Source organism: Streptomyces sp. NPDC030799 (assembly GCF_055572255.1).
The window spans coordinates 178,226-197,124 of the sequence record NZ_JBVIDS010000003.1 but is presented as its reverse complement, the minus strand read 5'-3'; the positions used below and the strand labels follow the sequence as shown (position 1 = coordinate 197,124).

17 protein-coding genes are annotated in these 18,899 nt (G+C 69.3%); 3 read left to right on the top strand and 14 right to left on the bottom strand.

The annotated features are described in order from the left end of the window. Nucleotides 1-29: 29 nt before the first annotated feature. Both ACZ41I_RS08490 and ACZ41I_RS08485 read right to left on the bottom strand, forming a co-directional pair. Complete coding sequence (locus ACZ41I_RS08490) at nt 30-563, bottom strand: GNAT family N-acetyltransferase (protein WP_468513570.1); 534 nt, start codon at nt 561-563, stop codon at nt 30-32. Next, nucleotides 560-3,433, bottom strand: a complete 2,874-nt coding sequence (locus ACZ41I_RS08485; protein ID WP_468513569.1) for an AfsR/SARP family transcriptional regulator — start codon at nt 3,431-3,433, stop codon at nt 560-562. The genes ACZ41I_RS08490 and ACZ41I_RS08485 overlap by 4 nt, the downstream gene beginning before the upstream one ends. Before the next feature lie 262 nt (nt 3,434-3,695). On the opposite strand from ACZ41I_RS08485, the gene ACZ41I_RS08480 reads away from it, so the two are divergent. Then, on the top strand, nt 3,696-4,265 hold the full coding sequence (locus ACZ41I_RS08480; RefSeq protein ID WP_399775895.1) for an RICIN domain-containing protein: 570 nt from the start codon (nt 3,696-3,698) through the stop codon (nt 4,263-4,265). Between the two features lie 113 nt (nt 4,266-4,378). On the opposite strand, the gene ACZ41I_RS08475 is transcribed toward ACZ41I_RS08480, so the two are convergent. From ACZ41I_RS08475 to arr, 9 genes are all read right to left on the bottom strand, one after another. Next, nucleotides 4,379-4,900, bottom strand: coding sequence for a MepB family protein (locus ACZ41I_RS08475; RefSeq protein WP_468513864.1), 522 nt, complete (start codon nt 4,898-4,900; stop codon nt 4,379-4,381). 132 nt (nt 4,901-5,032) lie between these two features. Then, the gene (locus ACZ41I_RS08470) at nt 5,033-6,274 is read right to left on the bottom strand and encodes a cytochrome P450 family protein (RefSeq protein ID WP_468513568.1); all 1,242 of its coding nucleotides are present in this window, start codon (nt 6,272-6,274) and stop codon (nt 5,033-5,035) included. 50 nt (nt 6,275-6,324) lie between these two features. After that, on the bottom strand, nt 6,325-7,542 hold the full coding sequence (locus ACZ41I_RS08465) for a cytochrome P450 (protein ID WP_399775899.1): 1,218 nt from the start codon (nt 7,540-7,542) through the stop codon (nt 6,325-6,327). Next, nucleotides 7,539-8,165 carry a GTP-binding protein gene (locus ACZ41I_RS08460; RefSeq protein ID WP_363219730.1) on the bottom strand — a complete coding sequence of 209 codons (627 nt, stop codon included), beginning with the start codon at nt 8,163-8,165 and terminating at the stop codon, nt 7,539-7,541. Before ACZ41I_RS08460 ends, ACZ41I_RS08465 begins: the two co-directional genes overlap by 4 nt. Beyond that, nucleotides 8,143-8,496 carry a DUF742 domain-containing protein gene (locus ACZ41I_RS08455; RefSeq protein WP_363219731.1) on the bottom strand — a complete coding sequence of 118 codons (354 nt, stop codon included), beginning with the start codon at nt 8,494-8,496 and terminating at the stop codon, nt 8,143-8,145. Before ACZ41I_RS08455 ends, ACZ41I_RS08460 begins: the two co-directional genes overlap by 23 nt. After that, on the bottom strand, nt 8,493-8,915 hold the full coding sequence (locus tag ACZ41I_RS08450) for a roadblock/LC7 domain-containing protein (protein WP_468513567.1): 423 nt from the start codon (nt 8,913-8,915) through the stop codon (nt 8,493-8,495). The genes ACZ41I_RS08455 and ACZ41I_RS08450 overlap by 4 nt, the downstream gene beginning before the upstream one ends. A 2-nt stretch (nt 8,916-8,917) precedes the next feature. Continuing rightward, the gene (locus ACZ41I_RS08445; RefSeq protein WP_468513566.1) at nt 8,918-10,336 is read right to left on the bottom strand and encodes an ATP-binding protein; all 1,419 of its coding nucleotides are present in this window, start codon (nt 10,334-10,336) and stop codon (nt 8,918-8,920) included. Nucleotides 10,337-10,921: 585 nt separating this feature from the next. Beyond that, the gene (locus ACZ41I_RS08440) at nt 10,922-12,157 is read right to left on the bottom strand and encodes an epoxide hydrolase family protein (protein WP_468513565.1); all 1,236 of its coding nucleotides are present in this window, start codon (nt 12,155-12,157) and stop codon (nt 10,922-10,924) included. 398 nt (nt 12,158-12,555) lie between these two features. Next, nucleotides 12,556-12,984: an NAD(+)--rifampin ADP-ribosyltransferase gene (arr, locus tag ACZ41I_RS08435; protein WP_468513564.1), complete on the bottom strand. Its 429-nt coding sequence runs from the start codon at nt 12,982-12,984 to the stop codon at nt 12,556-12,558. Between the two features lie 372 nt (nt 12,985-13,356). Between arr and ACZ41I_RS08430 the strand changes: the two genes are divergently transcribed. Together ACZ41I_RS08430 and ACZ41I_RS08425 are read left to right on the top strand one after the other, a co-directional pair. Further along, nucleotides 13,357-13,677 (top strand): ArsR/SmtB family transcription factor, encoded by a 321-nt coding sequence (locus ACZ41I_RS08430; protein WP_468513563.1) that lies wholly within the window; start codon nt 13,357-13,359, stop codon nt 13,675-13,677. Between the two features lie 360 nt (nt 13,678-14,037). Next, complete coding sequence (locus tag ACZ41I_RS08425) at nt 14,038-14,256, top strand: hypothetical protein (RefSeq protein WP_468513562.1); 219 nt, start codon at nt 14,038-14,040, stop codon at nt 14,254-14,256. Nucleotides 14,257-14,415: 159 nt separating this feature from the next. Here the strand turns inward: ACZ41I_RS08425 and ACZ41I_RS08420 are convergent, their stop codons facing one another. The 3 genes from ACZ41I_RS08420 to ACZ41I_RS08410 all read right to left on the bottom strand — a co-directional run bounded on the left by ACZ41I_RS08420 (nt 14,416) and on the right by ACZ41I_RS08410 (nt 18,678). After that, on the bottom strand, nt 14,416-15,747 hold the full coding sequence (locus ACZ41I_RS08420) for an alpha/beta hydrolase family protein (RefSeq protein ID WP_468513561.1): 1,332 nt from the start codon (nt 15,745-15,747) through the stop codon (nt 14,416-14,418). A gap of 343 nt (nt 15,748-16,090) precedes the next feature. Beyond that, nucleotides 16,091-17,242: an ARPP-2 domain-containing protein gene (locus tag ACZ41I_RS08415; RefSeq protein ID WP_468513560.1), complete on the bottom strand. Its 1,152-nt coding sequence runs from the start codon at nt 17,240-17,242 to the stop codon at nt 16,091-16,093. Further along, on the bottom strand, nt 17,239-18,678 hold the full coding sequence (locus ACZ41I_RS08410) for a hypothetical protein (protein ID WP_468513559.1): 1,440 nt from the start codon (nt 18,676-18,678) through the stop codon (nt 17,239-17,241). The genes ACZ41I_RS08415 and ACZ41I_RS08410 overlap by 4 nt, the downstream gene beginning before the upstream one ends. Nucleotides 18,679-18,899 lie beyond the last annotated feature (221 nt).

Here is an 18,899-nt window from a genome sequence, read left to right as displayed (position 1 = left end):
ACGACCACCGTGACGGCCGTCGGCTGTGGTCAGGCCTCGTACTCTGTGAGATCGATTCCGTACACCCGCAGCTCATGGCCCGTGTCCGGGTCTTGTGTCGTGCCCGTCGCGCGCATGCCGAGTTTGTACAGCACGTTCGCGGACGCGGTGTCGCTGGTGCGGCAAACGGCGACGACCCGGTCCAGACCGCGGTCCTGGAGGGCGAACTCGAGCGTGGCCTGGGCCGCCTCCGACGCGTAGCCCTGCCCCCAGTACTGGCGCCCGAGCCGCCAGCCGATCGCCACCTGGTCCGCGACGACGGGCGGGGAGTCGGCGCGGTACAGGCCGACCGCTCCGGCCAGCTCCCCGGACCCGAGGAGTTCGACGGCAAAGATCCCGAAACCCTCCTCGTCCCACTCCTCCTCCCAGGCCTCGATGTCCTGGGCCGTCTCTTCGAAGGAGCGCGGCGTGCCGTCACCGACCCATCGCATCACGTCCGGGTCGGCGTGGATCTCGGACAGGGGGACGAGGTCGTCATCCAGCCAGCGGCGCAGCAGAAGACGGGGCGTGTGGATCTCGTTCATGGTCCCATCCTGCCCTGTACTTCCTTATGGTTCTCACTCACGCGTTGGGGCGTCAGTCGGCCAGGGCCAAGGTTCTGGAGAAGTTTGGCTCGCAGCGGGGCTGTGCCCGGGAGCCCGATTTCGTCGGTGAGAGCCAGGGCCTGGGTCCATGCTCGGTGAGCGGCGTCGGGGTGGGCTGCGGCGTGATGGGTGTCGCCGAGGTCGGCGAGGCTGGTGGCTTCGTGATAGCGGTCGTCGGTCTTGCGGACGAGATCGATGGCTTGCCGGTAGCAGTCGATGGCGTGCCCGTACTGGCCGAGGTGATGATGGATGTAGCCGAGGCTTCTCCAGCTCCTGACCTGGCCGTTGAGGTCCCCGAGTTCCTCGACGAGTGTGAGAGCCCGCAGGCTGTAGGAGAGTGCCGCCGACCGGTCGGCGCCGAGTCTGACGAGGTTTCGGCCGATGTGGTCGAGAGCGCCGGCTTGTCCGAGCCGGTTGTGTGCGGCCTTGTGGTGAGCCAGGGCCTGGCGGGCGTGGCCGAGTGCCTTGCGGTGCTCGCCGCGGTCCGCGGACATCCTGCCGAGGTGTTTGTGGATGCGTGCCTGGCCGGCGTGGTCGCCGAGTTCCCTGAACAGGTCCAACGCGAGCGCGTAGTGGGCGCGGGCGTCGTCGGGGCCGTTCAGCTGTGTCCGGGCGAGTGCGAGGCCGCGATGGGCGTTGGCCTGCCCGGTCTTGTCGTTCCGCCGCAGTGCGGCGCTCAGGGCGGTGGTGTGGGCGGCGGCCAGCGCCGGCCAGCGTCCCTGCCGCTTGAGGAAGGTGGCGACGACCGCTGCGAGCTGCCAGGTGTGGGTCTCGAAGCCTGCCGGGGACTGCTGGATGACGGCGAGGACGACGGGGTGCTCGGCGCTGAACCAGGCCAGCACCTCCTGGCGGTCCAGGAGTTCCTCGACCACGGCTCCGGGCTGGGCGGGGGCCACGCTGATCGGGTCCCTTCTGCGGGTCAGCAGCGCGTCGGCGGCGTGGGCGGTGTGCAGGTAGTGGTCGAGCATGCGGTGCACGGCCGATCGCCGGGCGTCGTCGCTGTCGTGCGTGGTGACCAGTTCGGTGGCGTAGATGCGAAGCAAGTCATGGAAGGCGTATCGGCCCGGGGTGTGTTCGCTGAGGAGGTTGCCGCGGGTCAGTTCGGCCAGCAGGGCGCCGGCGCGGACACGTGACACGCCGGCCAGCGAGGCGGCCGCGGGCAGGGCGATGTCGGGTCCGGGGTGGAGTCCGAGGAGCCGGAAGAGCCGGGCCGCGTCGGCGGTCAGCGCCCGGTACGACGTCGAGAACACTGCCCGCACTTGGCTGGCCGGGTCCCCGCCGTCCAAAGCGTCCAGGCGGCTGCCGGCTTCGCGCAGTTCGTGGGCGAGGGCGGTGAGCGGCAGATGGGGCTGGGCGGCGGCGCGGGCGGCCGTGATCGCCAGGGCCAGCGGCAGCCCGGTGCACCGGGTGACGATCTCCTCGACAGCGGCGGGTTCGGCCGCGGTCCGGTGGGCGCCGAGACGGCTGGTCAGCAGGTCCCCGGCCTGTGTGGGGGTGAGCAGGTCCACGGTCAGCAGATGGGAGCCCTCGGTCGCGGCCAGGCCGGTGAGGAGGTTACGGCTGGTGACCAGGGCCAGGCAGCCGGACGCGCCGGGCAGGAGCGGGCGGACGTGTTCGGCGTCGCGGGCGTTGTCCAGCACCACGAGTACCCGTCGGTCGGCCAGCAGGCTACGGTACAGGGCCGCCTGCGCTTCCAGGCCGTTCGGGACACGGGCCGGGGGCACCCCCAGGGCGTCCAGGAACCCCCGGACCGCCTCGGCCGGGCCCACCACGGAACCACCCGGGTCGAATCCGCGCAGGTTCACGTACAGCTGCCCGTCGGGGAAAGCGTCCCGTACGCGGTGGGCCCAGTGCACGGCCAGTGCGGTCTTGCCCACCCCGGCGGTGCCGGACACCGCCGAGATCACCACTGCGGCGGGGCGCGCCGACAGGGCCCCGGCCGTGCCGGGCAGGAGACGGTCGAGCTGGGCGAGTTCGCTCTTGCGGCCGGTGAAGGCCGCGACGGACAGGGGCAGCTGAGCAGGGATCGTGCTCACCTGTGCCGGGCCTTGCGGTTGCGCGACAGGAGCGGGGACGGCCTCCTGCTGGAGTATGGCGGCCTGGATGTCCTGCAGGTGCCGCCCGGGGTCGATTCCCAGCTCCCGGGCCAGTCGGCTGTGGGTGCGCCGGTAGTGGTCCAGGGCTTCAGCGGAACGGCCGCAGCGGTGCAGTGCGAGCATCAGCTGGCCTGCCAGGTGTTCATCCAGGGGGTGTGCTGCGGCGCGTGCTGACAGTTCGGGCAACAGGGCGACGTGCTGGCCCAGGCGTAATCGCACGTCGCCCAGATCGAGTTGGGCCGCCAGGCGTTCCTGGACCAGCGTATCGCGCAGCGCGTTCAGCCAGGGCGTGTCCAGGGCGGCAAAGGGTTCCGCGCGCCACAGCCGCAGGGCCTGTTCGAACAGGGCAGCGGCGCGGGTGTCGTCGCCGGCGGCACGGGCCTGAGCGGCAAGGCGGCGGAAGGTGTGCATGTCCACGGTCACGGAGCGGGCGGTGGTCATGGCGTAACCGCCTGGCTGCCGCGCGATGACTGCCTCGCCGGTGGCTGCCAGGGCCTGTCTCAGCCGGGAGAGATAACTGCGCAAGGTGGGGACAGCCTGCCGCGGCGGACGGCTTCCCCAGACCCGGTCCGTCAGCTGATCGATCGTCACCGGGCGTCCTACGTCGACCAGGAGAACCGCCAGCACGGCCCGCTGGCGTGCATGCCCGAGCACCACAGACCTGCCATCGATGCGGGCCTCAACGCTGCCCAGCACGCTGAATTCCACCGTCATCCCGACCGCACTCCCCACGAGGCCGCAACTCGAACGCGTCTTCATTACCCGGCCTGGACGGTCCGATTCAACGATTGTCCAACGTCTGTCCATGGTCGGCTTGGCACCGTCATGCGAGTCAGCAGGGGTTCTGCGGTTCGAATCGCCTGGCGCGATCCCCTGAACAGACAGAAAACGACATGGGACTCGCGGCGACCCATTCTGCGTGCGAATGCCGGCACGTCGACACGGAGCGTCTTACCGACCGAAGGAGCAAAGGCAAATGACCGGGAAAACGAAGAAGACACGTGCCGCTCTGGCAGCCGTTGCGGGTGCGCTGCTGATCGCGTCGGGCACGGTTGCAACCGCGACCGAGGCCGCCGCGGTGCAGCCCGGAGCGAACGTCTCCGCCCGTATCGTGGCCACCGAGGCCGCGAGCAGCTACCACGAGATAGTGAACCTTGCCTACAACCAATGCGTGGAGGCGCCGAGGGGTGCCCTCAACGTGAGACTCCGGCTCGCCGGATGCAACGGGTCCTCAGCCCAGAAGTGGGCCTTCGTGGCCGCGCCGGCCGCCTCCACGTACTACCTCGTGAACCAGGTGGGCGGCTACTGCATGGAAGTCAACGACGGCACGGCGGACCCCGGCGAGACTGTCGACGAGTACTTCTGCAACGGGACCGCTTCGGAGCAGTGGGTGCAGAGCTTCCGTACCGTGAACGGAATCGTCTACCAGCAGTTCACGCACTCGGGCACCTCGATGTGCCTTGACACGGTCAGCGGCCCCGGCAGCCAGCTGATGCAGTGGAACTGCGATGCGGGCAACGATGCCCAGACCTGGCTCGTGAGGTAGCGCCCCTCGCGTCTCCGTCCCGCCGGGGCCGCACCCGCACGACGGCGGCCCCGGCGCCGGGGACTGTGGCCGCCGTCCGGCTCCGGCTCCGCTCGTGACCCACTGGGCATTCCTCAGGCGTGGTAGAGGGCGTGGGCGCGACTCAGGCCGGCAGGCTCCTGGCCCAGGTTGAAGAAGTAGTTCACCTGCCACACCTGGGTGCTGCGGGCCTGCCGGTTGGTCGTGGTCACCCACGGCGGATAGACGCGGAATCCGCGCTTCCCGCCGGAGCCGCCGCGGGAGACGATGTTGCGCTCGCACAACACCTCGCGCGGGAAGACGAACTGTCCGAAGCCGTCGTCGTCGCGGCTGCTGATGACGAAGAGGTCCACCCCGTCGGAGGCGTCGAAGGGTCGGATCGGCCCTTGCTCGGACCGCTGCCACACGGTGACGAACTGACCCACCTTCGTCGGGGTGGTCTTGGCCACGCGGAACCGAACCGAGCGGCCATCAAGCGTGAACGCGCAAGCCGCGTATTCGGCGCTCTCCGGTTCCGGCACCGGCAGTGAGCAGGCGAAACCGCTCGGGTCGAACACCAATGCCTTCGCCGCCAGCAGATCGGCGTGAAGCCCCGTCCACGGCTGATTCATTATCATGCCGTCAGCCTGCCATCGACTCATCGGACAGGCCCCCGGGGGCGATGACCTCGCGCTTCCTCGCGATGTTCTGGCTGTCCGGTCTGCCCGACGGCACCCCGATCTCCGACCTGGTCCGCCTGGCAAAGACCCTCAGGCCGTGTCCGGGCGCGCTGGGCCCAGCTGGACGGGGAGTTCCCGGTGCCCGTTGCTGATGAGGGAGGCCACCGGTTGCAGTTCCTCGGCCGGCACCGCGAGGGACAGGTCGGGGAAACGCTCGAACAGTTGCCGGAGGGCTTCCGTGACCTCCAGGCGGGCCAGCGGGGCGCCCAGGCAGAAGTGCACCCCGTGGCCGAAGGCCAGATGGTCCTTGACCGTGCGGGTGATGTCGAAGGTGTCGGCGTCGTCGCCGTGCCAGTCGGGGTGACGGTTGGCGGCGGCGTACGAGGCGAGGATGGCATCGCCCCGGGCGATGGTGCCTCCGTCGGGCAGCTCGATGTCGGTGACGGCGTAGCGCAGCGGCAGATGCTTGACGGCGGGTTCGTGCCGCAGCGTCTCCTCCACCACGTCGTCCCAGCCGGCCTTGCCGGTGCGGACGAGGTCGAACTGGTCGGGGTTGGTCAGCATCGCGACGACGGCCTGGTCGATGACGTTGACGGTGGTCTCGTACCCGGCGCTGATCATCAGCAACAGGGTGTCGCGGAGTTCCTCCGCGGTGAAGCCGGTGCCGTCCGACTCCTCGTCCCGTGCCGCGATGAGCAGGGAGGTCATGTCGTCGCCGGGAGCGCTGGTCTTGGTGGCGATCAGCGCGTCGAGGAGGGCGTAGAGGCGGGCGCCGTTGGTCTCGGCCTCCTCCTGGGTGAGCGTGGTGTCGAAGACACCGTCCACGAGCTTGCGGAAGTCCGCCCGCCGGTCCTCGGGTACGCCCATCAGGTGCCCGATCACGGCGATGGGCAGCGGGTAGGCCAGGCGTTCACGCAGGTCCACGACCTCCCCGGCGGGCAGCGCGGCGAGGTCCTCCACCAGCTCGGTGACCAGGGCCTCGACGGCCGGGCGCAGCTCGGCGATGCGGCGCGCGCTGAAGGCGGGGGCGACCATGCGGCGCAGACGGCGGTGGTCGGCGCCGTAGGCGGTGAACATGTTCTTCACCGCGACCCACAGGGCGAGCGGCCAGGTCGCGACCGTCCGCTCGAAGGCGGGCCAGTGCGCGCGTGCGTCCTTGGACACGTCGGGGCTGGTCAGCAGCTGCTTGAGCAGGGCTGGGTCGGTGACCGCCCAGGCCTGGACGCCGAGGATGTCCACGCGTGTGGCGGGACCCTGGGCGCGCAGGGTCTCGTGCTCCAGATGCCGGGCGGCGCCGGTGGGGTCGAGGACGAGCGGAGTGTGCTGGGGCATGGCCGTTCTCCTTATGGACAGCAGTGGCGGTGTCGGACGGCAGCGGTGCTTCAGACGACAGCGGGGAAACGGACGGGCAGCGCTTCCAGGGCGCGGTGGAACGGGCCGGGCCGCCACACCAGATCCCGCACGGGGCAGGCGAGATCGATCTCGGGAAGGGCGTCCAGCAGGCAGGCGACGGCCGTCTCGGCGATGAGGTACGCGTGGGTGCGGGCCGGGCAGGTGTGCGGACCGATGCTCCAGGACAGGTGGGCGCGGTTGCCGGTGAGCGCTCCGGCGCCGAGGCCCCCGGTGACGGCCGGGTCGTTGTTGCAGGCGGCCATGGAGATGACGACGGGCTGGTGGGCGGGGAGGAGGACGCCCTCGACGTCGATCGGGTACGGCGGGTAGCTGATGCAGTAGTTGGCCATCGGCGGGTCGGTGTACAGGACCGTGTCGAGGGCTTCCCGCACCGGCTGTCCGGCGTGCAGGCCGGCCGAGAACTGCTCATCGGTGAGGATCCTGAGCACGGTGTTGCTGATCAGGTTGGTCAGCGGCTCGATGCCCGCGCCGTACAGCGTGACGAGCTGGTGTGACATCTCCACGTCGTCCAGGCGGGCGCTGTGGGCGATCAGCCGGGAGGTGATGTCGTCCCCGGGGTACTGCCGCCGGAGCGTCACGAGGTCGAGGACGGCCTGGCCGAGGATCTCGTTGCCGCGGGCGGCGGTCTCGGCCTCCGCCTCGAAGATCTTGGCCATCCCGTCGGCGATGCGCATGCCGATCTCGTCCGGGCAGCCCAGCAGCGCGCTCAGCACCTGGAATGCGATGGGGAACGAGTACTGGGTGAGCAGGTCGGCCTGGCCGAGGTGGCGGAAGGAGCCGATCGCACCGGAGGCGACCTTCTCCACCAGGGCCCGCAGCTCGTGCTGGTCGACCGCCTGGATGCTCGCGGTGTTCGCCGCCCGGTAGCGGGTGTGCTCGGCACCGGACGAGCGCAGCGCGTTGGGCCGCCACTCCATCATCGGCCGTACCGGGCAGGTCTCGGGTATGCCCTGCTGCCAGATCCGCGGGTCGGCGGGGAAGTGCAGGGGGTCGTTGAGGATGCGCCGGGCCTGGTGGAAGCCGATGACCAGGGTGGCGGGGACACCCGGAGCGAGATCCACGGGGACCAGCGGACCGTGGACGCGGCGCATGCGCTCGTACGCGGCGTGCGGGTCGTCGGCGAACTCGGCGGCGTAGAGCGGAACTCTGGCCGACGGGCTCGTGATGCCGGGGCCGGGCGTGGTCATGGGCGGGGCTCCACAAGAGAGGCGGGGATGTGCTTGGTGGTCAGGTACTCGATGAGGGTGATGAGCGCGTACACACAGGAGCGGCGGTCCCGCGCGTCGCATTCGGTCAGCGGTGTGTCGGGCTCCAGCGCGAGCGCCTGCCGGATCTCCTCCAGGGGGTAGCGCGGCGCGTCGGGAAAGACGTTGATGACGACGGCGTACGGCGTCTGCTGCTCCTCCAGCAGGCTCAGCACCTCGTGGCAGCCGTCGAGGTTCCTGGTGTCGGCCAGGACCACCGCGCCCAGGGCTCCCTCGGTCAGCCCTTCCCACAGGGGGCGGAACCGGGTCTGGCCGGGCGTCCCGAACAGATAGAGCACCAGGCGGTCGTTCAGCAGATGGATGCGCCCGAAGTCCATGGCGACCGTCGTGGTCGTCTTGTGCGGTGTGCCGCGCAGATCGTCCACGCCGACGCTCGCCTCGGTGATCGGCTCCTCCATGCGCAGCGGTGCCACTTCGGAGACGCTGCCGACGAAAGTGGTCTTGCCGACCCCGAAGGCGCCGGCGACGACGATCTTCGCCGAGCGGTTCACGGCGGGGGCCACATAGTGGACGGCCGGCGGGTCAGACCAGTTCGCGTAGTCCACGCAGCACCTCCTGGAGCAGGTCGAGTCCTGGGCGGCCCTCCTGCACAGGGGCCGGGCTGGTCAGATGGCCACTGTCCATCAGGGCGGAGACGAGGATCCGTACGGTCGAGGGCGGCAGCTCCAGCGCGGCGGCGATGTCCGCCACGGCCAGGCCGCCCCGCCCGCCGGCGAAGAGTCGCATCACCCTGCGGGCGTCCGGCGCCAGCCTCTCGGTGGGACCGGACGCGGCGATGACCACCGTCTCCAGGCGCACATCACGGCTGGGCCGGTTCCGTCCGCCGGTGCGGACGTAGGGCCTGATCAGGTCCGGGTCGTGCCGCGGACCACTCACGTCGCGGTGCCGCCTTCCGAGACAGGGCGCCGGTCCCCGACCTCCAGCTCGTGGCCGAGCCGCGTCGCCAGCCGCACCATGTGGTGGCTGATCAGGCCGACGTCGGCGTCCGGGCCGGTCGTGACGACCGAGAGCATCGAGTTCCGCGCGGCCGCGGTGGTCAGCCCGATGCGGCCCTGCGACTCGATCAGCAACTGGCACATGCCCTTGCCGCCGACGTGCTCGTCCCACGCCTTGCCGGCGGCGCGCAGCGAGGCGGTGAGGGCGGCGAGTTTCTCCGCGTCCTCCTGGCCGATCGTCCGGGTGCGGGCCTGCAGGAGGCCGTCGCTGCTCATCAGCACGGCGTACTCGACGCCCTCGACGGCGCCGAGTTCCTGGTCGAGCAGCCATCCCAGGCTGTTGCTGTGGGTGTCGCGCATGGTCAGTTTCCTTCGGTGGGGCCGGTGTTTTCCTGAGTCTGGCGTCCCCGGCGGGTGCCCGCCGCCCAGGCGGCGGCGACGCTGGGCCGCCCCGGCACGGCCGGCGGCTCCGGCGTCGACGGTGCGGTGCCGCGTGGCCGGGCAGGGCGCTGACGGACGGTCAGCCCGCTGGCGGTGGTCGCGGCAGGCGCGGGGGAGCCGGAATCCTGGGTGGGGGAGCCGGAATCCTGGGTGGGGGGTACGGCAGCGGGTTCGAGCGCTGCGGCGGGGCGGGGCACGGCGGCGGGCCTGACCGCGGTGGCGCGGGCTCCGGCGGGCTGGGCCCCGCCGGGGGAGAAGACCAGGAGGTTCTTCGGCAGAACCAGCACGGCCCGGGTGCCCTGGTAGATGTTCGGCGCGGTCAACTCGACCCGGAAGCCGTAGTTCTCGGCGAGCAGGGAGGCGACGCGCAGGCCCGTCTGCGGATGTGCGCCGAGCTGCGTGATGTCGTCGCGCTGTTTGCCGGACATGATGTCGCTGGCCCATAGCAGCCGTTCGTCGTCCATACGCAGACCGGCGTCGTCGACGATCAGGAAACAGGCGTGATGGCCCTCCTCCACCGAGACGTGCACGCGGGCGGCCGGCGGTGAGTACCGCAGGGCGTTGTCCAGCAGCAGCGCCAGGGTGTGCACGACGGCTTCGACCGCCCGGCTCTCCACCGCGATGGTGTCCGACTCGTGGTGCTCCACCCGCTGGTAGCCCTCGATGCGGCCCATGGCGGCGCGGATCACGTCGGTCAGGGAGGTGCGCGGCCAGCGCCTGGAGAGCTTGTCGCCGGCCAGCACCGCGTAGCCCTGCGCGGTCAGCAGCATCTGCTGGGCGATGTGGTCGATGTGCACCAACGTTGCGTACGCCTCGTCGTCCTGGTGGGAGCGCACGCCCTTGCTGATCTCCCGGCTGAGCCGGGCCGCGCGTGCCACCACGTTGGAGGCGAAACTGCGCACGGCCGCGCGGGTCGCCTGCTGCGACTCCCGGCGCGCCTTCGCGACCTCCTGTTCCGCGGCGGACCGGACCTCGGCGATACGGTGGTCGGCGGCGGCCTGGGCGGCCTCGCGTACGTGCGTCACGGTGGCGACCGCCTGCCCCGTCACGTCGCGCAGCCGGCCGGCAAGGGCGGTGTGGGCCAGCGGGCCGGGAAGGGCGAGGCCGGCTCCGTACTGATGGTCGGGCAGGGCGCCGGTGCCCACCGCGGGCAGCACCTCCGCGGCCAGCTGCCCGAGGACGTGCTCCACCGCACGCAACTGCTGGGTGAGTTGGTCGGTACGGCTCTGGAGCTGGTCGGCCCTGGCTCGCTCGCGCCGGTACGCACCACGGAAGCGCCACGCGGTCGCACCGGCCGCCAGAGCGACCGGGGCACTCACGGCCAGTATCAGATCGGTCATCAGGTCCTCTCCAGCGTGTCCGACGCGGCGAAAGCAGCTGTCTGGATGCGGGCATGACAGGCCAAATGTCGCGTGACCGCCGAGGGAGGCGTCGTGCACGACGAACGGACTTCGGGCGCAAGGCAGTCGGAGTGGAGGGGCCTGCCGGCTAAGGCGGAGTGAGCGGCGGGCACGGTGTCCTCCGGGGTACGCGGTCATGTCGTCCAGCAAGGTGTTCGACAAGCTCGAAACGGAAGCGCGCTGAGCCGAACGCGTCGCAGTGTAACCAGCGAGGGACAGGGCGTCGATGAGCGGCCCTCCTCAGCGGACACGGCCGAAACCACCCAACTGGGCGGAGATCAGCCCTCATTGACAAGCGGAACCCTTGAAAGACGTCCACGACCGTCCACCCCGGCCGCCGAACCCGGGCCACGATCACCGCCTGGCCGGCCTCTCCGGCGAGGAGTACGACGCACTGGTTGCCGGTGCGCCCGGCGGCTCCCGGCCGCAGGCGCGACGCTGGGGGAGCGCTGGGCGGCCATCGCCCCGGGGGCCGGCCGGACACGTCGCCGCGCCTACGACGCCGACAGCGACCCGCAGGGCCGTTCAGGGTCTGCGGCCGTGGAAGGTGCGGCGCAGGTCGCTCACCCAGGCGGCGGGGTTCTCCCAGGGGATGAAGTGGCCGCCGTGGTCGTGGGCGTTGACATTGACGTGGTTGAACCAATCGGCCTGCGAGCCGGTCTTGAACGCCCGGACGCGCTCGTCGGCAGTGTGGATGCCGGGCGGGTTCTCGTACGTGACGAAGGTGAGGCCGACCGGGGCCTGCACGACCGGGGTGCGGTCGTGGGCGGGGGCCCAGGGGTAGCGGTTGGCGTTGGCGTAGTAACGCATCGACGTGGCGGCGGAATTGTTCACCCAGTAGATCGTGGCGTGGGTGAGCAGGTCGTCCTTGGTGAAGACGGATTCCAGGTCGCCGCCGTTGTCGCTCCAGGCATGCCAGCGCTCCAGCAGCCAGGCGAGCAGTCCGGCGGGTGAGTCGCTCAGCCCGTGGGCCAGAGTGGCACCGTCGAGCATGTGCACGGCGAGGTGGGACGCCGAGCGGCGGTCCAGCTCGATGATGCGGGCGCGGACATCGGCGGGCTGGTCGTCGGTGAGGGGCCGATTCCGTGCGAAGTCCCAGGCACGGGGGCCGGTGAAGAAGTCGAGCGGCAGCCCCGAGCCGATGTGGATGCCGTACAGCTCGTCGGCGTACTTGTGGCCGAGCTGGCTGGAAACGATCCCGCCGATGTCGCAGCCCCCGGCGGCGTACTTCTCGTATCCCAGGGTCTCGGTCATCAGGGTGTGCCAGAGATCGGCGACCTTCCAGAAATTGACGTCCGAAAACCCGGTGAGCGGGCCGGGGAAACCGAAGCCGGGCAGGGACGGCACGATGACGTCGAACGCGTCGGCGGGGTCACCGCCGAACGCGGCCGGGTCGGCGAGCGGGTCGATCACCTTGGACCAGTGCCAGAACGTCCAGGGCCAGCCGTGGGTGAGGATCAACGGGATCGGGCGGGGTCCGCGGCCGGGCTTGCGCATGAAGTGCACCGGGACGCCGGCGACGCTCACCTGGTAGTGCTCGTAGACGTTGATGGCCGCCTCAGCCTTGCGCCAGTCGTAGCCGTCCCGCCAGTGGGCGACCAGCTCACGGAGATAGCTGTCCGGGACGCCGTAGGACCAGTCCTCATTCCCTTCGTCCAGCGGCGGACGGGTCAGCGCGAGACGGGCGCGCAGGTCGTCGAGGACCTCGTCGGACACATGGATCGAGATGGGTTCCAAGGGGAAGGCGTGCGAGAGGGTCATGCCGTGATTCCTTACTGGACGAGGGGAAGCGGTGCCGTCGGCATGTTGGATGGACAGCGAGCCAGGCAAGCAGGAAGCCGAGCCGGCCCGCAGGCAGGCACCGTATGCCGCCAAGCTCACCCGGCAGTGCGAGCCGGACACCCGCAGCCTGCTCGCGGCGGCGTGCGAGCGGGCCTGCAGTCCGAACGCCGATTCAGCGCTGTCGCTCTTACCGCCCCGCAGCTGGCAGAGCGGATCCGGGACGAGCGGCGCGCGGCGGCGCTCCGCCGAGTGTCGGCCTCGGGGGAGGCGGTGGTGGAGGCCGATGCCGCCTACGGCATGTGGCCCAGGTGGCCTGTTGCTGCCGCAGCTCGACCTGCTGCCCGGCGGAGGCTTCCACGGTCGCGCCGACGGCCCCGTCAATCCAGGATTGTGGCGATGCCGCGGCGACGAAGATCGGCCAGCCCGTTCAGCATGGCCTTGATCTGCTCGGGGGAGTGCCCGACCCAGCCCTTGAGCTCCGACACGATGCGCACAGGTTCGCGCGTGCGATAGGAGCGGGTGGGGTTGCCCGGGAACTTCCTGTCGGTGACGTTGGGATCGTCTTCCAGAGGGCCGGTTGGTTCCACTACATAGATCCGCCCGGGTCCGTCGCCGGCTGCGAGCTCGGCGCCCCAGGTGGCGGCATCCAGGGTCTCGGAAACGTAGACGTGACGGGACGTGCGCCCTTCCTCAAAGTTGGATGCGTAGCCGGGGCTCAACAAATCCCCCGGAACAAGGTCTGCCTTCGTACCGTGCAGGAACGTTCCTGCCTCGTACACCTGGAAGGGGACAGGGGCGCTGGTCATGCGCTGCTCCTTCAGCCTGGGCTTGGGGTAACAGGGAACCACGGCAGCTACTGGTAATCCGCGGCGGAGCCGGCATCGGATCGATCACTCCCGGCGTGGTGCTGCCTTGGACGACGTTTCTCATAGGGCACTTGGTTGGCTGTCCCCATGCCTCCGCACGCGAGCGGCGGAGGCCCTGCCGGGTCAGAGGGTCATGAAGGGCGAGTGCTCGATGAGCAGGAGCTTGCGCAGTGACGTGCGGATGCGCGACAGGACCCGGCGACGCGGCGATGCGGGTACAGGCATGGCTCTCCCAACAGCGGGTAAGGTACGCCTAGTTGCGTACCTCAAGGAAGGTACGCAACTAGGCGTACCTTGTCGAGGGGTGAAGTAATGGCAGCAGGCGAGTTGATGCACCCTCGCGCCGAGGAGTTGCAGGTAGGGCCCATCCTTTTGGCGCTGGCTGACGCGAACCGGCGTCGGGTCGTGGCCGAACTGGCCGAACGGCCGGATGAAGAGCGGCTGTGCGCTTCCTTCGACCTGCCGGTGGGCAAGTCCAGTCGTACCCGTCACTGGCGAGTACTGCGCGAGGCGGGCTTGGTGTATCAGCGCGACGCCGGGAACGGCCTGTACATGCGCCTTCGCAAGGAGGACTTGGACCGCCGGTTCCCGGGCCTGATCCAGGCCGTAATCGCTGCAGGTCAAGTGCGCTGAACTGCGTCAACGCGCTGTAGGACGGCGATGGCCGATAAGGGCTGCGGCTGTGCCGACGAGGGCGAGGAAGTGTTCGACCTTGCGTTCGCAGCGGCTGGAGCCTTCGACAGCCGGCCGGCCAGGGCACGGTTCGCTCGACTGTCCAGCGACGACGGCGCAGCTGCTCGCAGTCGTCACCCTTGTCGGCGTGCAGTTCGCCCGCCAGGCAGCCTTCAACGACTTCTGGGTGGTCCGGAGCTGGCGTAAGCCTGCCGGACGGCAGTCACCGCAAGGCTGCCGCCATGGGTTCCCCGAACTTCACCGCGCCGCCGCACGATCCTGAACCTCCCGCCGTCGACGCCTTCCTCTCCGCCGTCGACCATGCGCTGCACAGCAACACTCCGTGCCACGGTCGGCCAACTCGACCATCCGGGCTTCCTGGCGCGGCTCCGCTGGATGCTCTGCGAGGCGTTCAGCCCTTACGGCCACCACTACCCGGCGGCGGACGCAGAGCAACTGGTACGCGGCTTCCCCGATTTCCTGCGCTCCACCGGCTACTACAGCGGCGAGGAGCCGCAGCAAGTAAGTCCGGGTAGCTGAGCTCAAGCCGTGAAGGTGACGACGGCGGCCGCCCTCGTGGTCGGACGGACTGCGGCACCGGCAAGTCTCACCTGCTGATCGGAATCGGCACGGCGATGGCCGAGCCGGGCCTGCCCGTCCGCCACTTTGGGCCCAAGCGTTCTTCCTTGCCGGCTTGGGTCAGCGGACGAAGGAGATCTCGGGGTAGCTCCTGCTGGGGCCGTCCAGCACAGGAGGACGCTGATGAAGCAGTGTCCGGTCGAAGAAAGCGGCAAGGTAGACGCGCTGGATCTTGATCGCACGGATCGGGTCGATCGTGCCGAACAACTGCTGGACGGTGGCCTGTGACCAACCGACCAGGGGCGCGTACTGCGGGGCCAGCACCGCGTTGTCGTAGAACGTCAGGTGGGTCGCACCGTGGAGCTGGACGTCGACCCGATATCCCTTCAGGTGCGACCACAACGTGCGCCACGACCCGTCATTGTTGCGGTTGTGGGTTCCCGAGCTGAACAGCATGAAGGGGCGGTCAAGATCCTTGCTCGGCGCCGAGCCGAAGAACTGGCCGTCCAAGTCGGCGCCGGCGTCGATCCGGTGGTCGAGCTGCATGGCGGTGTCGACCGCGCCGCCGCCCAGCGAGAAGCCGAACATCCCGATGCGGGATGTGTCCACCGCGTGGGACAGCCCGGCGGGAAGCTTGGCGTGGCCGGCGTCCGGGTCGCCTCCCTTGGCGATGGTGCCGAGCTGGTTGATGACGAAGCGGATGTCGGCAGCGCGCACCTTGAGCGTATCGGAGGAGTGCGCGCCCGCCGGCATGGTGTTGACCTCGAGCCGGCCGCCGGGGAACTGCACCTCGTTGGCGTCATGCGTGTGATCGACGGTGACGACGAGGTACCCACGGCTGGCCAGGTCCTGGACGAGAGCAGTGCCCATCGCACGGTCCGAGTGCAGCCCGGTCGAGTACAACAGCACAGGCAGCTTGCCGTGCCTGGTGTCGACCGGGGCAAGGACATGGCCGGCGGTTCGCGGCAGGGTTACCTGCTGCGGCGTCAGGTTGAGCGACGTGCTGAGGAAGTGGGCACCCGCCACCGACGACATCCACGGCGCCTGATAGTGCCCGGACGGGGAGGAGGTGGGGTACCACAAGGACACCATCAACTCGCGTGCACGATTGCCCGGAACGTACGGATCCGTACGAGACTTGTCGATGAGATGCAGGCCGACCATGCCCACCGAGGAACGACCGGTCGGTGCCGGAAGAGTGAGCTGCAGGGGCGAAGGGTCGGCTTTGCTGCGCGGAGCCGGGTGGACGTCCTTGCGGTCGACACGGACATCGTCGTTCTCAGGCGCCCAGGGCGCGTACCCGTTGGAACCGGCTGTTGTCGAGGTGGCGGAAGGCTTCTCGGCTGCTGCTGCCGGCGCCACCCCCGCGCCCAACACGATGGCCAGCGCGCCCGCCGCACCGATCGCTCTGGCTATCGCTCTATGGCGGTCGCGCGGTCGACGTTGCTGCATGGGATCCCCCTGAGTAGGTCAGAGTTCGTGGGAACCGTAGATCATTTTTCGGCACACCGTACACGACCTCTGCCTGGCTCGACCCCACACAGATCACGGCACGCGCCGAAGCCTACTCAGGCGCTCACCACACCCCTCCATCGGCGACCTGCTGATGCGAACACCCTGCAGCGGGGGTGAGGGCTCGGACGATGCCGCGCAGTTCGAGGTCGCTTTCGACCAGGACGCTGGGTGGTCATCCGTTCCGGGGCCGCCGGCCAGGGCCGGCGTGGACATGCATCTGCCAACGACCCAACTGCACGAGCCCGATGCTGCTGAGCCAGGACCGCTCATCGTGGCGCGCTCATCCGGCTCGGTTTCGTCCTTGCTTGCGGTACCCGTCCAAGACGTCCTGGCGGAGCAGGTAACCGAAGCCGGCGGACTCCAGTCGCAGTCCCAGCTGAGCCTCACCGATACCAAGACCGACCGCGGTGTCCGCCAGGTGCCAGTCGTTGGCGGCAAGCCTGCTGAGCAGGTGACCGCGACGCACCTGGTTCTCCGACAGGCGAAACGTCTTGAGGTAGGCGATCCTGCCCCCGTCGTCGGTGATGACCTCACCGATGTGGTTCTCCTGCTTGGGGCGGAACGGCGGCAGGAAGCGGGAGAGCGTGAAGCGTCCCATCCGGTAGACCGACTGCCAGGTGTATGCGTGTTCCAGCAGGCCGGTCGCCATGGTCGTGTCGTGGAAACGCGTCCAGGCGTCTTCCTGTTCGGCAACTGCCGTACGCAGGTCGGTCAGGGAGCGGATCTGAAAGTCAGGTATGCGGGCCCGGAAGTCCGGCACCGGCGGCATCAGCGTGGCGTAGTGGTGGATCAGCTCGCCGTACAGATCCTGCAGGAGCGTTGGGTGAAGTGCACGATAGTCGTCGGGATGCGGGACCACGAACGCGGCAGCGAGCGCGTCGGCGACGTAGACCATCACGCCACACTGGTTGGGGTGGATCTCGAAGACGCGCAGTGCGTCGGTGAGCCCGCGTACTTCGGCACCCACATAGGCTTCCTCGACGCGAGGAGAGAGCCCTTGGCGGATCGCACGCTGCGACCACTCTTCCCAGGCGAGGGAGGGGCCGCCGAAGTGCAGTGCCAGGTAGCCTTCCAGCGCCAGGTGCATGGGGAGGAACCGCAGCCGGTCCTTGGCTTGACGGCGGGCCATCCTACGGTGGAAGCGCAGCGCCATCGTGGCGGCGGGAGCCGAGTTGGCGTCGGCGGAAAGCTGCGTGCCGTAGGCGGCTGCCGGCGTGCCGTCATCAGTCCACGTGGCGACGAATCCGTGCGGGATGTAGGAGATGTAAGCATGGCGGGGGCCGACCTCGACCAGCCCGGCCGCATCACCATAGAGCTGCGAGCTCAGACGGAGGTCGTCGACAGGTTCGTCACGCACGAGCGGTACCAGTCGGACGGCATTCCAGACCTGGGAGGGGCGGGTGGCCAGACCGGTCAGGTCCAGTGTGGTCATCGCGCCCGCTCCTGGTGGTGTTCGTCCAACATTCGGGCCGCCCGGGTGTCCATGTAAGCGATCAGTTCGGCCAGGCCGGTCCGGCCTTCCGCGAACTGGGCGAGTTCCACCAGTGCGGGAAGGTCCTCGGCGTCGCGGATACCCGCGGTGGGCACCGTCGCCGACAGCCGACGCACATCGAAATCGGCCGCATCGTAGACCGGGTTGAGATGCACGACGCTGGTGCGACGTTCGGGGTCGAGCCGGGTCCGCCAGATGCGCAGCACCTCGGCCGCCAGGCCGGGAGGCGCGTTGTCCCATCCGTCGGAGACGATCACCAGCCTGGACGGGGCGGTGTCCAACGCGTCGAGGATCCGCCGGCCAACCGGCGTCGGCCCGTACGGATAGGTCAGCAGTGCATCAGTCCGGCCAGACGTCCACAGCCCGGTGTAGTCGCCGGCAAGAGCCGCGAGCAGGTAATGGCAGGCCAGGGCCACGGCCAGCGGCCGACGACGCTTGTGAACCGAGCCGAAGGCGGAAAAGCTGTCGTCCAGGACGGCGGTGACCTTGCCCCAGCTCTCCCGGTGGAAGCCGGCCACCCGGTCGGCGGCCGATTCCAGGGCGTGGGTCAACTCGGCACGCCGGCGCCGACGGTCCTCGACCGGCAGCGAAAGCACATAAGTCGCCAAGCGGGTCAGCGGCATCCCCGCCAGGTCTGCTTGTACCCCTGCGGTCCCACGTTTGTGCGCGGACTCCTGCAGCCGCAAGGTCTCCAGGCGGGTTAGCCGGGGAGCTATGCGCTCCAGGAAGACGTCCCGGGGAATGCCGTACTTGGCGGCGAAGCCCTCGGCAACCGTATAGGGCAGCTCATACAGGGCGGCCTGCTCGTAGTGCGCGCGGCGCCACGTCTCCAAGAGGGGTGTGTCATAGTGCGGGCGGGCCAACGGCGCGAACAGGAACGTCCCCAGCTCTTCGGTGGCGGGGGCCAGGTGTGCATGGCGGAGGGCTCGCTTGAGGCCGCTGCGGTACTTCACTGCGTCGAACGCCAGGTCCTGGCGGGCGGACAGCCAGTCACGCATGATCGCGCGGCTGCGACGGTTGTTCACTCTGGCCCGGCGCAGGGCATCGAACAGTCCGTACACGCGTTGTGGCGGCAGCGTCGCAAGTCGGGACGCAATCAGGCGGCCCTCGCTGCGGCGCTGGTCGGCAGTGGCCTCACTGCTGGTCTCCAGCAGCCGTCGGATGATGAGGACTGCGTTGTAGTCGTTGATGTCGAGCGCAAGGACCCCGGCGTACAGGTCACGGTAGTTCCCCAGCATGTATGCATGGAGAAAGTCCAAGGACAGCCGCTGCTCGCCCGCGTCGCTGTGGAATTCACGCTGGCCAGTGGAGGTGATCGCAGCGTTGACGAAGAGCAGCACATCGTCGGCTGCGACGAGGTCCCCGTACGAATCCATCCACATCTTTCCCTGAGAGTGCTGATGCCGGCCGGGGAATGGGGGCACGAGCTACGAATCATTGCTTCACAGGCAGGTTCCGGAAGTCGCACCGGAGTCCCGCGGCCGGCCACAGGACCGTAACAGAGCAGGCCACAAGCCCTCTACTGACTTCTCCCGGCCCAGGACTACCAGGCACGTACGAGAACACCATGGCGATGGTCAAGTCGAGGTTGTGGGTT